The 14,636-nt window shown below is 60.0% G+C and carries 15 protein-coding genes; 10 read left to right on the top strand and 5 right to left on the bottom strand.

Annotated elements, in window-relative coordinates:
* Positions 1-411: 411 nt before the first annotated feature.
* From CRI93_RS02840 to rpe, 3 genes are all read right to left on the bottom strand, one after another.
* Positions 412-1,167, bottom strand: coding sequence for an SDR family NAD(P)-dependent oxidoreductase (locus CRI93_RS02840; RefSeq protein ID WP_098061107.1), 756 nt, complete (start codon positions 1,165-1,167; stop codon positions 412-414).
* A gap of 1,059 nt (positions 1,168-2,226) precedes the next feature.
* Complete coding sequence (locus tag CRI93_RS02835) at positions 2,227-3,105, bottom strand: SDR family oxidoreductase (RefSeq protein ID WP_098061106.1); 879 nt, start codon at positions 3,103-3,105, stop codon at positions 2,227-2,229.
* A 52-nt stretch (positions 3,106-3,157) separates the two neighbouring features.
* Positions 3,158-3,832 carry a ribulose-phosphate 3-epimerase gene (rpe, locus tag CRI93_RS02830; RefSeq protein ID WP_098061105.1) on the bottom strand — a complete coding sequence of 225 codons (675 nt, stop codon included), beginning with the start codon at positions 3,830-3,832 and terminating at the stop codon, positions 3,158-3,160.
* A gap of 289 nt (positions 3,833-4,121) precedes the next feature.
* On the opposite strand from rpe, the gene CRI93_RS02825 reads away from it, so the two are divergent.
* Together CRI93_RS02825 and CRI93_RS02820 are read left to right on the top strand one after the other, a co-directional pair.
* Complete coding sequence (locus tag CRI93_RS02825) at positions 4,122-4,556, top strand: DMT family transporter (protein WP_176521645.1); 435 nt, start codon at positions 4,122-4,124, stop codon at positions 4,554-4,556.
* Positions 4,557-4,613: 57 nt separating this feature from the next.
* A complete protein-coding gene (locus tag CRI93_RS02820; protein ID WP_176521644.1) occupies positions 4,614-5,087 on the top strand; it encodes a DMT family transporter in 474 nt (157 codons plus the stop codon).
* 59 nt (positions 5,088-5,146) lie between these two features.
* Here the strand turns inward: CRI93_RS02820 and CRI93_RS02815 are convergent, their stop codons facing one another.
* The gene (locus CRI93_RS02815; RefSeq protein ID WP_098061299.1) at positions 5,147-6,103 is read right to left on the bottom strand and encodes an aldo/keto reductase; all 957 of its coding nucleotides are present in this window, start codon (positions 6,101-6,103) and stop codon (positions 5,147-5,149) included.
* Positions 6,104-6,590: 487 nt separating this feature from the next.
* Positions 6,591-7,652 carry a DNA-methyltransferase gene (locus CRI93_RS02810; RefSeq protein ID WP_098061102.1) on the bottom strand — a complete coding sequence of 354 codons (1,062 nt, stop codon included), beginning with the start codon at positions 7,650-7,652 and terminating at the stop codon, positions 6,591-6,593.
* Between the two features lie 272 nt (positions 7,653-7,924).
* Between CRI93_RS02810 and CRI93_RS02805 the strand changes: the two genes are divergently transcribed.
* The 8 genes from CRI93_RS02805 to CRI93_RS02770 all read left to right on the top strand — a co-directional run bounded on the left by CRI93_RS02805 (position 7,925) and on the right by CRI93_RS02770 (position 14,616).
* Positions 7,925-8,302, top strand: a complete 378-nt coding sequence (locus CRI93_RS02805) for an NADH-quinone oxidoreductase subunit A (protein ID WP_098061101.1) — start codon at positions 7,925-7,927, stop codon at positions 8,300-8,302.
* Between the two features lie 293 nt (positions 8,303-8,595).
* The gene (locus CRI93_RS02800) at positions 8,596-9,195 is read left to right on the top strand and encodes an NADH-quinone oxidoreductase subunit B (RefSeq protein WP_098061100.1); all 600 of its coding nucleotides are present in this window, start codon (positions 8,596-8,598) and stop codon (positions 9,193-9,195) included.
* A gap of 73 nt (positions 9,196-9,268) precedes the next feature.
* Positions 9,269-9,961 (top strand): NADH-quinone oxidoreductase subunit C, encoded by a 693-nt coding sequence (locus tag CRI93_RS02795; RefSeq protein ID WP_098061099.1) that lies wholly within the window; start codon positions 9,269-9,271, stop codon positions 9,959-9,961.
* A gap of 50 nt (positions 9,962-10,011) precedes the next feature.
* Positions 10,012-11,394, top strand: coding sequence for an NADH dehydrogenase (quinone) subunit D (gene nuoD / locus CRI93_RS02790; RefSeq protein ID WP_098061098.1), 1,383 nt, complete (start codon positions 10,012-10,014; stop codon positions 11,392-11,394).
* 81 nt (positions 11,395-11,475) lie between these two features.
* Entirely contained in the window at positions 11,476-12,153 is a 678-nt protein-coding gene (locus CRI93_RS02785) for an NADH-quinone oxidoreductase subunit NuoE family protein (RefSeq protein ID WP_098061097.1), read from the top strand.
* A 60-nt stretch (positions 12,154-12,213) separates the two neighbouring features.
* On the top strand, positions 12,214-12,597 hold the full coding sequence (locus tag CRI93_RS02780) for a hypothetical protein (RefSeq protein ID WP_141491534.1): 384 nt from the start codon (positions 12,214-12,216) through the stop codon (positions 12,595-12,597).
* A gap of 141 nt (positions 12,598-12,738) precedes the next feature.
* Positions 12,739-14,085, top strand: coding sequence for an NADH-quinone oxidoreductase subunit NuoF (gene nuoF / locus CRI93_RS02775; RefSeq protein ID WP_098061095.1), 1,347 nt, complete (start codon positions 12,739-12,741; stop codon positions 14,083-14,085).
* A 24-nt stretch (positions 14,086-14,109) separates the two neighbouring features.
* The gene (locus CRI93_RS02770; protein ID WP_176521643.1) at positions 14,110-14,616 is read left to right on the top strand and encodes a DUF4920 domain-containing protein; all 507 of its coding nucleotides are present in this window, start codon (positions 14,110-14,112) and stop codon (positions 14,614-14,616) included.
* Positions 14,617-14,636: the final 20 nt, after the last annotated feature.

Here is a 14,636-nt window from a genome sequence, read left to right as displayed (position 1 = left end):
CACTGAGGTGCGCCTCCGCAGTTTGTTGGATAGGCCGTTGAGCGACGCACGAGACCCCTCATAGTCCCTGTCTGTTATCAGGCATTGTGCCCTATCCGGTCCGTTACAACTCAAACTGTACAGGCCATCGACAAGAAGCAAAGCGTAGGCAGTTCTGCGGACCTGCCTACGTTTTGTCACGCTCGTGATATCTAATGCTGCGTAAAGCAGTTGCTGCATAAAGCGGCGCAACCGGGCCCCATCACACGTTCCTCCATCATGTCTGCTCATGTTAAGGCGCTTCTGGATCTGGCTCGCACCCGCGGGATTCTCCGATCCCGTGAGGTGGAAGAGGCCGGGATGACTATCGTGGTTCTCGTTTCGCTCCACCGGCGCTCGCTCTTGCCGTCAAACCAAAACCCAAACAGGTTTTCAATGCACGTAGCTCCCCGCGTTCATGTCGATAGTGCAGCCGGTGGCGTGGTCGGCGTGGCCGGAGAGCAAGAGCGCAGCCATGGGGGCGAGGTCGGCGGGCTCGGTGAGGTCATTCAGCGCCAGGTCGTCGCGCACGATGCCGGGGCCGTACTCGTCGATGAAGTCCTGCGCCATGTCGGTGCGGGTGAAGCCAGGTGCAATCGTGAAGGCTTTCACGCTGTCGGATCCGGCGCCGCGGGCAATGGAGCGCATGAGGGCAACGAGTCCGGCTTTGGAGGCGGCGTAGCTCATGTAGTCGAGTGTGTCACCGCGGAAGGCGGCCCGCGAGGCGATGCCCACGATACGCCCACCGCCCTGGTTGCGAAAGTGGCGGAGCGCGTGGCGGCAGAGCAGCTCGGGGGCACGCAGGTTTACCTGCATGGTATTCTGCCAGTCGGTGTGCCAGTCGTCGGTGGTGGCATCGAGCGGCATGTGGCGGGCTACACCGGCGTTGAGCACGAGTCCGTCAACGCGCCCGTAGGTGTCGGCTACGGCGTTGAACAGCGCGTCGGTGGCGTCGAGGTCGGTGAGGTCGGCCTGGAAGAGGTGGGCGTCGGAGCCACAGGTATCGGCGACCTCCAGCGCGGCGTCGGCGCTGTGTCCGTAGTGCACGGCCACGGCGGCCCCGGCGCGAGCGCACGTTTCTGCGATGGCTTTTCCGATACCGCGACTGGCACCGGTTACGAGAATGGTTTGTCCGGAAAGGTCGAGCATAGGGGGAGGCGCTGGGACGGTCTACAAAGCGAACGAGTCAACGCATCCAACAAACTGATTCTACCGGTGAGGTGCAACCGATGCGTTATGCTGTTTGCGTGTTGCGCAGTTTGTATCCGCCGTACCCGAGGCCTCCCAAGAGCAAGTAGACGAGGCCAGGGATGGGCGCATTGGCGGGGTTGCCTGTTCCCTGAGAGCCGAATCGCTGACAGGCGGCGGTATTTGGGTTTTCTCTACATGAATCCTGAAAGGCCTCACAGGCTTCCCCACCTGGATCGGTATTGCAGGCCAAGTTACAGGTTGGAGGCGGATTGGACCTGCTGCAAGCCTTTACACAGGCCTTGTTGTTAGGGTTGCCAGGTGACCCACAAGAGGCGGAGTGCGTGGTGGGGCTATTGCCTGCCGGACGAGAATGATCGCCGGGGCTACTCTCATAAAAATCAGAGGACCAGTTTCCATCTGAGAAAGACTCGTCTCGGTGGTGATCCGTGCTCCACGCATTCTCGGTACCCCATGGATCATCCGCATCATACCCTTCGGTGGTTGAGGCTGTGCGGGGCGCATCCCAGGCGTTGTATGATGCAGGAGCGTTGGTGCCCTGTGCCGACGACGCGTCAAAAGGATTAGCCCAAGAGGTGTTATGCTGGGCTACACTTGGAAGTGGAGCGTAACTGCTCACAAGCAGACCTATGAGCAAGCCAATCAGGCCGACCGCATGACGGAAGTTAAAACGTGAACGTCTTGTTATTCGCTTTGTGGAATGCATTGTGCGGGTGCGATCGGTAAATTTGGATTATTCAAGGCCCCGATACACAGCCCCATTCCTAATGTTTTTGCGCGTTGCAACATATATACATGACGACTGATTTTTTTGGGAATGGGCAGACTTCTTCATAGAAGAGCCAATTAAAGGCGATTGGAAGCGTTTGATTTCAGGGAAAGAAGGAGATGTAGGGTGCGACCTGAACGTGGAGAGGTGCTGAACAGAGAAGATAACAGGCGATGCACGGCTACATGTATATATGAAATGGTACCATATTATACAGTTGCAGGATCCATCTATATTCTGTCGTGGTTATATGAAACATCGTTGGGATCGAGATCCACCAGCTCCATGCTGCGGTCCCAGAGCTCAGCGGCGGCCTTTTCGTCGAAGGCAGCAATGGAGGGAGTGGTGCGGTCGGTGCCATCGAAATAAGCACCGGTGACCCCCTCGATCTCGCTGGAGGTGGCCAGGTAGAGGGGCCCCTCGGCACCAGTCTCAGGCGAGTTCAAGAACCATTGTATCCGACGTACAAGCCACGAGAGCAGGCCCGGTCCGCGCCAGATATTAGTGGCTACCACGCCCGGATGTACACAGTTTACAGTTACACCGGTAGGTTTCAGGCGCCGTGCCAGCTCGTTGGTGAAGAGCACCAGCGCCAGCTTCGACTGCATGTACGCGGTGAGACCCGCGTCGCCGTCGCTCATGGCGTCGGCACTGAAGTTGACGGCCCCGCGGTGCGCATCCGACCCCACGTTCACGATGCGCGCCTCGCCGGTGGCATTGGCAGCGCGTAAGAGTGGATCGAGCAGCAGGTGCGACAGCAGAAACGGGGCCAGATAGTTTACGGCAAACGTTTCTTCGACGCCCTCTTCGTTTGTAGCGCGCTCCTTTTTGAGCACCCCCGCGTTATTGATAAGCACGTCAATCTGGTTGTACTGCGCCTTCAGGTCTTTCGCGGCGCGGCGGACAGCGGTGAAGTCCGTAAGGTCGGCCGCTACAGTATCAAGGGCGGCAGAGTGTTCGTCGCGGCGGAGGGTGGCAGCAGTGTCGTGGGCCGAGGCGGTGGTACGACACCACAAAATAACGTGGTAGCCGCGTTGCAGGAGGCCCCGCGCGGTGGCCTTGCCAATGCCGGAGCTTGCTCCGGTAACGAGTGCAACAGGCGTATCCATAAAAAAGCCGTTAGCGGCCTAACATGGTTAACATGGTGGAGATGAAAAGCAATTACGCTTTGAGCGTGAGGGCACTTCGAAACGCCGCTATGTTGTCGGATATGGAAGCAGATCCACCAAAGATGGCGCTTCCGGCTACGAGGACATCGGCACCGGCCTGTATGAGCCGCTTGGCATTAGCGGGCTTTACGCCGCCATCTACCTGCAGGAAGGCATCAGAGCCAAGGGCGTTAAGCTGTCGTCGTAGTGTTTGGATGCGTGGGGTGCTCTGCGGAATAAACTGCTGTCCGCTAAATCCAGGATTGACAGACATAACGAGCACGAGGTCGACCAGCGGAAGCACAGCGTCAAGTGCTGAAAGGGGCGTGCCGGGGTTCAGAGCTACACCCGCCTTCATCCCGGCTTGTTGGATCTGCTGCACGACGCGGTGCAGGTGCGTGCAGGCCTCCACGTGTACGGTACAGACATCGGCCCCGGCTTGAGCAAACGTATCCACAAAGCGACCTGGATCGTCGATCATGAGGTGTACGTCAAGCCAGGCATCATGGGTATCGGCAATGGGGCGCATGGCTTGCACAAGGCCCGGACCAATGGTAAGGTTGGGCACGAACTGGCCGTCCATCACGTCAAGATGAAGCCAGTTGGCGCCGGCCTCCAGCGCATCGTTGGTTTGGGTGTGTAGGTGACCGTAGTCGGCAGCGATGACAGAGGACGCAAGCAGGGCCATGGGGCAGCAGGTAGAGCAGGGGAAAGCAAAGACAGATAGAGAACACAAGCGGGCGCACGCGAGGCAACGGGTAGGGTTCGCTATCTTTCCGTGAACCTGTGTCCGATCCCTGTGCACGGGGGCTGCGCATCGCTACATTTAGTCAGAAGGTGCAATGTACAGCACGCAACGTATGTTGCAGGGGCTCAACGTTGCCCTCTTGTCCATGGCTATCCTAACCTCGGTGCTTATGTCTTTGTTTTCCGATGTCTCGTCGCGTATGTCTCTCACACCGAGTGCGCTTATAGCTGTGATCATATCGCTGGGAGCCGGAGCGCTTGTGGCCCTTATGGTACGCCTCAACGCGACGCTCGGGGTGCACATGGGCGTAGTCGCATCGAGCTGGGTGGTGCACGTGGTGGGCACGCTCTTCGCTGCGTTGCTCTGGGCAGCGCGAGCCGTGCTCGACCCCCGGCGCCCGCGCCCCATCGACTGGCGTAGCATTCCGTGGTATGCGTGGACGGGCGGCGTGCTGGGGGTAGCTATCGTGGCGCTGGCCAATGCCGTGGTGCCGGTGCTGGGACTGGCGCTTACGCTGAGCATCGTTATTGCCACGAGCCTCACCGTATCTGCTCTGGCCGATCATTTCGGATGGTTTGGTTTACCGGTGCACCGCATGACGGTGCGCACAGCACTGGGTATCGTCTGTATTGTAGCAGGGGTAGTGTGCGTCACATTGGGATAAGCAGCGCGGATGCGCATCCCGTACCCTTCGAATCTCCTAAACGATCGGCTCCTTCCAATGGCCTGGATGCTTCTACTTACCGTGATTAACGGCCTGTGCGAGGCCGGGAGTCGCCTGGCCAATGCGGTGCTGGCTATGGCGACCGGAGCGCTGCTGGGATCGGGGATTAACCACCTGGTCGGTGCGGTGGTGGCGAGCGTGGTGGTGGCGTTTGGCGTAGGCGTAACCGCGTGGAGCACACCCAACCTGGCGTGGTTCTACTTTGCGGGCGGATGCATGGGCGTGCTCGTTGTGGCGGCCAATAACTACGCCATTCCCCGCATTGGCGCGGTGCTGGGCAGCATGCTGCTCGTGGCTGCGCAACTCATCGGGTCGGCAGTGCTCGACCATTACGGTGTGCTGGGCGGACAGCCGGTGCCCATGAGCGGACTGCGTCTGCTGGGGCTCACGCTTCTTCTGGGCGGTGTGGCACTTACGTTGAAGGGCCGCCAGATGCGACACGCCGACCAGCACGATAGCACAGCGTCGTAAGGGGGGAGGCGCAGCGCACCGCTCTGTACACAGCGATGCGCTCATCGCCCACAGCGAACCTACGCATCCCACAGATTCGCCATCGTGTACGGGCTGTCGCCTATCGTCCAGGCACCGCCATCCACGTAGCGGCGTTCGCGATCGAGCTTGGCGATCACCTGCATGTCGGCGTCGGTCAAGTCAACATCAGCCGCGGCCAGGTTCTCCTTGATGCGGCCCTCGTTCACCGACTTGGGGATCACCGCTGTGCCCCGATGGATGGCCCAACTGATGAGCACCTGTGCGGGCGTGGCGTCGTGCTTGCTGGCAATGGAGGCAATCGTCTCATCATCGATCAGCACCGGCTCGTCATCGGCCTTCATATTGTCGGGGCGATCCGAGGACCCGAGTGGCGAGTAGGCGGTCAGGTGGACGCCGTGCGCTTGTGCGAAGTCGAGCATATCAGATTGCTGCAGATACGGATGCAGCTCAATCTGATTCATTTCGGGAGTATAGCGCTCTGCATCCTCCAGCAGCGACTGCAGCTTGGGGACGCTGAAGTTAGACACGCCGATGTGGCGCGCCAGCCCGTCATCCACAAGGTCTTCCATAGCCGCCCAGGTTTCAGCAAGCGGCTGCTCCTCCAGGCTGATAAGCTGGTCGGGTGACTGTGGCATGCCCACGCCGGGCTTCAGCGCCACGGGCCAGTGCATCAGGTACAGGTCGATGGTGTCGAGTTGGAGGTCGCTCAGCGTCTCTTTTAGTGCCGGACGCACGTCTTCAGGCGCGTGGGCATCATTCCAGAGCTTGGACGTCACCCAGACATCGTCGCGATCGACCACGCCGTGTTCGAACGACTCGGTGAGCGCACGCCCCACTTCGGCTTCGTTGCCGTAGATGAGCGCACAGTCGATGTGGCGATACCCGGCCTGCAGTGCCACCTTCACCGCATCGTACACCTCGCCCGGGGCCGACTTCCAGGTGCCCAGTCCAAGAATCGGCATCTCATCGTCGTTGCGGAAGGAAAGGGTTTGCATAAAGTCGGGAGCGGTCAAGAGAAAAACAGCGCGTGATGCCGAGTGTCCATAGCGTGCGTTGCAACAAGGAGTTCCTCGTATGCCCACGTATCAGACGATTGTAACGGTCAGGGGAGGTAGATAAATATGATCTGGCGGTGCATTCAAAGTGGACGGAGACCGGCCACTTCCTGCGCCAGTCGGGGACAAAATGCACACGTCTGCATGCCCCGTGGGTAGATCCTGAATCAAGTTCAGGATGACGTTTCTCCTGCGTTTGACCAGCAGCGTCGGATCTATTCGTTTGCATCGTCCCCGGAGATGCAAGCGATGCCTATAGCGTTCGGCACAAGTTATCCGGCTATGGAAGTGACCAATGATACGGGCTACCGCCTCTCTCGTCGCAAGGCTCTGCCTTGTGACGCATTCGTTTAGGGGCTCTGCCCCGTTCACGCGCAAGAATAGCGAAGCCTGGATCCATCAGTAGTCCCCAAGTGCATCAGTGTCCCTACGCAAAGGCTTCCGTCTGCACCCCATGGGGCTGATACGCAAAATCGTACTGATTGGGGGCCGTGCGGGTCACGTCGTCCACATCGTGGAAGACCAGTTCGGTTTCCTGCTTGGTGATGACCCCAAAGTCGTAGAACGTATTCGTATGCTTGCATGGAGTGTCGCGCTCACGCAAAAAGCGACGATGCCGCTCGATGCGGGCCGTGTTGTAGCGATGAGATCGCTCAGGGAGCGTGTGTACCGTGTCCTCAAATACGGCGGCGAACCCCGGCTCCAGTTCGTACCCGACTGAGTGGCGGCGGAGCATAGCGGCAGCCAGGGAGGTGGTACCGGTGCCCCAAAACGGATCGAGTACGGTGTCGCCCGCAATGGAGTACATATTGATGAGGCGAAGCGGAAGGGCCAGCGGGAAGGCCGCAGAGCGACTGCGTAGATCGCCATGGCTGGTTGCAAGCGACTGCGTAGTGCCGCGCAGATCCGTCCACAAATCCGAAAACCAGCGGTTACGCTCCTCCCAAAAGTAGGCACTTTCGTAGCGGTCTGCGCGCCGGTTCGGCTTTACGGTGCGCTTGTCTTGCTTGCGGAAGATCAGGATGTGTTCGTGCTCAAGCGTCACGTACGCATTGGGCGGGATCATGCCAGATCCCATAAACTTATTGGGCTTGTTGGTCGACTTGCGCCACAGAATACCAGGCAACTGGTGCAGCCCGTGCGCTGTCATATCCTGAACCGTACGGGCATGGTTTGGATACAACTGAAAGGTGCCGCCGATGGTGCGTGTCGCATCCCCCATGTTGATGCAGCAGATGCCGCCTGTGCGCAAGACGCGTGCGCACTCTGCCCATACAGCGTCAAGAGCCTGATGCATGACGTCGAAAGCGGCATCCGGGTCACCACCCGTCAGCGCCTGCTCGCTTTCGGGCACCCAATCCGCAAACAGGTCGTCCCACATCTCAATCATGGGATACGGCGGTGACGTTACGATCAGGTCGACGGAAGCATCGTCGATCGCCTCCATCTGTGCTGCGTTGCCGATGTGGAGCTGTGTTGTCGTTGTCATGAAGCAGGAGCCGAAAGAGCAAAACCAGAACATACCATTGTTACGGCGCGATTACCTGCATGTGCCCAAGAACAACCGTATCCCATCAGTGCAAGAACGTGAGCAAATGCCTTCGCTGCTGCTATCTGTACGGAAGGAATACGGCAGCCCTTCTTCTTTACCGGCTTTTCGGAATGGAAGGGCAGCCGTGCGTTGCATCCGGCGTGTGGTCTTGGTAGGCTGGATATGCTACAGACCCGTCTGGCATACTGCCACTACCGACCCGCCTGCCCATGTTTGCTGACTTCATCCCGCTGTTTGTCATTATCGCCATTGCGCTGGGGCTTGCCCTTACGCTGCTGGCAGCAGCGTCGTGGATTGGACCCAAGCGGCCCAACAAGATCAAGCGTACGCCATACGAAAGCGGAATGGATCCGATTGGGTCGGCACGCGAGCGTTACTCAGTTAAGTTTTACCTGGTAGCCATGATCTTCATCGTGTTTGATGTGGAGGTCGTGTTCATGTATCCGTGGGCCGTGAGTTTCCACGACTTCATTGATGCCGGCCTCGTGGCTACCGTCGGCGTCATGACGGTAGTCGGGCTGTTCGTGGGCATTCTCACGCTGGGTCTGGTCTACGACATCAAGAAAGGCGGACTGGAGTTCGACTGAGTGGCTCAATCTGGCCCTGGCATCTCCAATAGGCAGGTTCGGGGGCGCTTCGCAGGGGCAGCGCACGTGACTTCCAGCAGGGTGCTAATACCCTAAACATGTGTGGATAGGTGCATGAAGCGAGTGCGCGTTAAAAAGAAGGGTTGGATTGTGCCCGCCTTGCAATAATTTAAGGGATGCGCGGTCGTGTACTGAAACAGGGCGCGCGCCTCTACCATTAGAACCGATACGAAAATCGATTAGGGCGTGCGTTCTGCAGTCCGCCTGTTTCTCCACAGATTTCAACGTTTGTCATGGCTGGTTCCTCCCCGTTTGGCGGTGAAAACTTCTTCACGACGCGCGTGGATGCGGTCGTGAACTGGGCCCGCTCCAACTCACTGATGCCCATGCCCATGGGGCTGGCTTGCTGCGCCATCGAAATGATGGCCTTTGCAGGACCGAAGTACGACTCGGCGCGCTTTGGGAGCGAAGCCATGCGCTTCTCGCCTCGCCAAGCCGATCTTATGATCGTGGCGGGCTGGGTCTCCTACAAAATGAGCCATGCTGTGCGCCGCGTATGGGATCAGATGGCCGACCCCAAGTGGTGCATTGCGATGGGCGCCTGCGCCTCCACGGGTGGCATGCATCGCTGCTACGGCGTGGTGCAGGGCTGCGACAATTTCCTGCCGGTCGACGTGTACATCCCCGGCTGCCCACCGCGTCCAGAGGCGGTGCTGCATGCGCTCATGGACATCCAAGAGAAGGTGCGCAACGAGTACTCCATCACGCAAGACTATACGCACGGCGACCCGTACAAAAACGCGCCCCTGATTCCGGAAAACACAGTCCAGTATCCCGGACAGCTCGAAAAACCCAATACGCCTTCAGCGCCGGTGACGCCTGTTGCTGCATAGCTTGCTGAACGAATAGCTTGCCGCATACGGCGTCTGCCTGCTGCTCTGTTTCCTTGTCTCGCTGCTGTGCCCCATGCCCGCTGACGAATCCTCGAACGCGCCTTCCAAGTCGGAGGCCCTCAAGTTCCACTACACCCCGGCCGATACGGCCATTTCGGGAAGTGAGGACAACCCACACGCCAAGGCCACCACGCACAACCCGGCGGTCATTAACGCAATGACCGAATCCTTTGGCGACGAGGTCATCGGTCCGGTTGAGACGTATGCCAACGAAGACACGGTGTACGTGTCCAAGGATCGCATTGCCGATGTGTGTCGCTTCCTCAAGGAAGAGCAGGGCTTTAATTACCTGGCAGACCTGGGCGGCATCGACCGGTTTACGCAGGAGGGGCGCTTTGAGGTGTTCTACAACGTGGTTAATATGGAGGCAAAGCAGCGCCTCCGCCTGAAGGTGCGTGTCGACGAAGACAACCTGCACGTGCCCACCGTCACCTCGGTCTATCGCTCGGCCAACTGGAACGAGCGCGAAGCCTACGACATGCTCGGGCTCATCTTCGACGGCCACCCCGACCTGCGGCGCATGTACATGCCCGAGGACTTCGAGTACTATCCGTTGCGCAAAGAATTTCCGCAGCTTGGCGTGCCCGGCTCACTGCCGCTGCCGCCCCAGGCGCCCGACGGCGAGCTTACGATGGATCCGTTTGCTGCAGCGCATGGCTCCAAGCCGGCTAAAAGCTACAACGAACCTGAGATCGAAGACGAGTAGCACCCTGCTGCGCCCTTTGCCTCCCCCTACTTCCTTCTTGCCCCGCTGTTATGGCTGAAGCTCCGTCTTTTCCTGGACTCGACTTAGGCGACAAGTTTCGGTTCTGGCCGAAGCACAACGAGAAGATCTACGAGCGGCTGGAGAGCAAGCACGCCTGGATCGAAGAGAAGCGTGCGGCTGCCGAAGCCGCAGGCGACGGATCGCCTGAAGCCCTGACGACGCAGCCCTCGGGCGATGGCGCGCCGCTCGAAGCGGAGGACCCGCTCGACCACCAGATGACGCTCAACATTGGGCCACAGCATCCGGCTACGCACGGCGTACTGCGCTGTGTGGTGAAGCTCGATGGCGAAACCATCGAGAAGGCCGTGCTCGACATTGGCTACCTGCACCGCGGCATCGAGAAGCTCGCGGAGCACAAGACGTACCAGGAGTTCATGCCGTACACCGACCGCATGGACTACCTCTCGCCCTACTCCAACAACGTGGCGTGGTGCCTGGCGGTAGAGAAGCTCGCCAGCATCGACGTACCCGAGCGCGCCCAGTGGATTCGCATGATCATGTGCGAGTTAGCGCGCATCTCCTCGCACTGCCTATGGCTGGGCGTGGGGCTTATGGATGCCGGGGCGGTATCGGGCTTTCTGTGGACGTTCCAGCAGCGTGAGGACATCTACTCCATCTTTGACGAAGTAGCTGGAGCGCGCTTCACTGTAAGTCACAGCCGCATTGGCGGCGTAGCCAGCGACCTCTCGGCCGAGGCCTTCCGTCGCATCCGCGCCTTCACCGAAAGCTTCCGCACCGAACTGGGACGCTGGGAAGACTTCCTGAACCGCAACCGCATCTGGGTCGATCGCAACAAAGACGTGGGGCGCATCACTCGTGAGGAAGCGCTCGAACTGGGCATGACAGGCCCGAACCTGCGAGGCTCTGGCGTCGACTACGACCTGCGCCGCTTTGAGCCCTACCTGAAGTATGACGAGGTCGACTTCAACGTGCCGACCCGCGAAGAGGGCGACTGCCTGGCGCGCTACTTCTTGCGTATGGAGGAGATGCGCGAGAGCGTGCGCATCATCGAGCAGTGTCTGGAGCGCATTCCCGAAGGCCCGATCCGCTCCGACGATGCCAAGCAGGCGTACCCCTCGAAAGAGGAGGTCTATTACAGCATGGAAGGCATGATTCATGACTTCATGTACACCGACGTAGGCACCGTGGCCCCGAAAGGAGCGCACGCCTACCATGCCATCGAAAGCCCCAAGGGCGAACTCGGCTTCTACCTGACCTCCGACGGTACCGGACGCCCGGCCCGCATGCGTGTGAACGCGCCGTCGTTTACGAACCTGCAGGGCATGGAATACATCATGGAAGGCTCGCTCGTGGCCGACACCGTCGTCATTATCGGGTCGATTGATCCGGTGATGGGCGAAGCCGACAAGTAAGGCTGGAAGCATGCAAAGGATGGGCGTGCGAACGTGCGCACGTCCATACGTCCATCCACTCCACACACTCATACACCGAACATGTCCCACTTTGACATCGAGCGCCCCATCGTAAAGCTGCCTGAGCAGCAGCCTGAGCAGCAGATTCCCGATGAGGAGCTGGTCTGGACCGATGAGGAGCAGGAGCGCATCGAGGAGCGCAAAGCCAAGTATCCCGACCCAAAGTCGGCCATCATGGATCTGCTCTGGATGGCGCAAGAAAAGTACGACTACCTGCCGCCCGAAGCCATTAGGCTGTGTGCCGACACGCTCGACATGGATTACGCCCGGGCGTACGGCGTGGCCACCTTCTACACGCAGTACTACAAAGAGGAGAAGGGGAAATTTGTGCTCGACGTGTGCACGTGCTTCTCCTGCCAGATGATGGGCGGATACGACATCCTGCACTACCTGGAAGAAAAGCTTGGCATCCACAAAGGGGAGACAACCGACGACGGCCTGTTCACTGTCGAAGAGGTGGAGTGCCTGGGCTGCTGCGGCTCGGCGCCCATGATGCAGGTGACCAACGGCCCGTACGTGCACAACCTGACCAAAGACAAAGTGGATGCGCTGCTCGATGACCTGAAAGACGGCAATATGCCGCCGTTTGTGTCGGTGACGCTGCCGCAAGACGAAGACGAGATGGGTGGCAATCGGCGCTCCGACGTAGAGGCCACCGAAACGTACCAAACACCGCCCCGCTCAGAAGCGGTCAAGTAAACTACGTCGTCAATAGCCGCTCGCTCGTATGCCACCTACCTGAATAGCCTGCTGCCCGCAATGGATGCTCCCGGCTCGCTTCCTGATGCACTGTTGCACAGGTTATCTCGGCGCGAACAGGCGATGGTGCAGCGGCAGGGCCACCGTGCCGTGGCGCAGCTTCGCACCGCGTGGTATGAGCAGCGCACGTGGCTCTACGGGCTGGGCAGCGTGATGGCACTGCTGGCTGTAGTGCTGCCCACCGGGCTCATGCACCAGTACCTGACCGAGGCCCGTTCACTGTCGTCGCTTCACGTACTGGGCGTAATGGCCGCCGCTTGTAGTTTTGCGGCCCTACACGGTGCCGGGGCGGTGTACTTCTTCATGCACTGGAACCGGCGCGCCCGCACGCTCGACCTGCTGCACGCATGGACGCGTCCGGCCTCTGCGGTTTCTGACGAGTAGCATACTGCTTCCGTGCGCTGCGCACTACCACGTGCACAGCATCTGCATTAGTTAAGCAGCGTCCCCTGCTCTTTTCGCATCTGTTATCGTTCATCTGGCTGGCAGCCCCTCGCTGCGTGCCGCCGAACCCCCGAATCCCTTATGGAACTGACCAACGGAGCCACCAAAGCGGGCGACTGGCGCAACTACGAGCGCGTTCTGCTGCCCCCCATTCGTAATCTGCATAAGCTGGAGGTCTACGAAAACGAGGCCAACGGTTACAACCGCCTGCGTGACGTCCTCGAAAATGATGACTGGACGCCGGAGTCGGTCACCAATGAGGTGAAAGCCTCGAACCTGCGTGGACGTGGCGGAGCGGGCTTCCCCACCGGGTTGAAGTGGAGCTTTATGCCCGACCCCGACGACCGCCCGCGCTACCTGGCCTGCAACGCCGACGAGAGCGAGCCGGGCACGTTCAAAGATCGGCAGATCATGGAGTACAACCCGCACCTCATGTTTGAGGGCATTCTGATTGCGGGGTACGCTATGCAGCTCGACGCCTGCTACGTGTACATCCGAGGCGAATACGCCGACTGGATCCGCCACATGGAAGCCCAGCTCCAAAAGGCCTACGACAAAGGCTATGTGGGCGACAATATTATGGGGACGGACTTCTCCATGGATATCGTTCTCCACAAAGGTGCCGGGGCCTACATCTGTGGCGAGGAAACGAGCCTGATGGAAAGCCTGGAGGGCAAGCGCGGCTATCCGCGGTACAAGCCCCCGTTTCCGGCCCAGAAGGGCCTCTGGGCCAGTCCCACAACCATCAACAATGTGGAAACGCTCGCGCATGCGCCTCTCATCATTGAGAACGGCGGCGAGTGGTTCGCCAACACCGGCGCCGAAGCGCACCCAGGTCCCATCCTGTACGGCATTAGCGGCCATGTGAACCGACCGGGCGTGTATGAATACCCGACCGGGATGCTCATTACCGACCTGATCGACGAGGTGGCACAGGGCGTCATCGACGACAAAGGCATCAAGGCCGTTGTGCCGGGCGGCTGCTCGGTACCGCCGCTGCGGGGCGACGGCATCGACGGGGTGACGATGGACTCCGAGAGCCTGCAAGAAGCGGGATCGATGCTCGGAACTGGCGGCATGCTTATCCTTGACGAAGACACCGACATGGTGTCGTATCTGCGCCGCGTGACGCACTTCTACCAGCACGAAAGCTGCGGCCAGTGCACGCCCTGCCGCGAAGGCACCGGCTGGCTGGAGCGCATCGTAACGCGCATCGATGAGGGCGAGGGCAACATGCGCGACCTGGACCTTCTCCTCGATCTGTGCGATCAGATGGAGGGCCGCACCATCTGCGCCTTTGCGGATGCCGCCGCCTGGCCCGTGCGCAACACGGTGAAGCGATTCCGCGAGGACTTCGAAGCTAAGTGCAAGCCGTCGGTGCATCCCACCGGGGCCGATCTCTCTGCCGCTGGCGCCACCGCCGCGTAGCCTGTATCTACCATGCCTATGCCTATGTTGCGTTCTGACCTGCTTTCCCTTGTTGCTGCGCTGGCTCTTGTTGTCAGTATGGCTGGATGTGCATCAGGCGACACCGCGCCCGACGCTCCGTCGCAGACGACCCACGGCGCTGCTGTAGACGCTGGATCGGCTGTTCCCGTACAGCGTGTTGCTGCCAGTCCGGCACAGTTCGCGGATCAGACGGTGGTGCTCGAAGGGCGCGTCTCAGCGGTGTGCGAGCGTAAGGGCTGCTGGCTTGCCTTGTCCACCGGCGCCGACACGCCACCGTTGCGCGTCGAAGTGGCGCGAACCGACGCGGGGGAATACGCATTTACCGTGCCTACCACAGCCAGCGGTTGGGCTGCGGTGCAAGGCCGCCTGGTAGCCCAATCCCCGCCCTCGCACGACGGGCACGGCGATGGGGCTGAAGCGCCCAAGTCTGATGCGGCCGCCAACGATGCCACCGGCTCGTCGTATCACCTAATTGCTGATGGCGTCCGCCTTACCGCCTCCGACGGATAGCCGTTGGTGCGCCTCCCTTT

The organism is Longimonas halophila, assembly GCF_002554705.1.
GTDB classification, from domain to species: Bacteria; Bacteroidota; Rhodothermia; order Rhodothermales; family Salinibacteraceae; genus Longimonas; species Longimonas halophila.
This window is presented reverse-complemented; position numbering and strand designations above follow the sequence as displayed.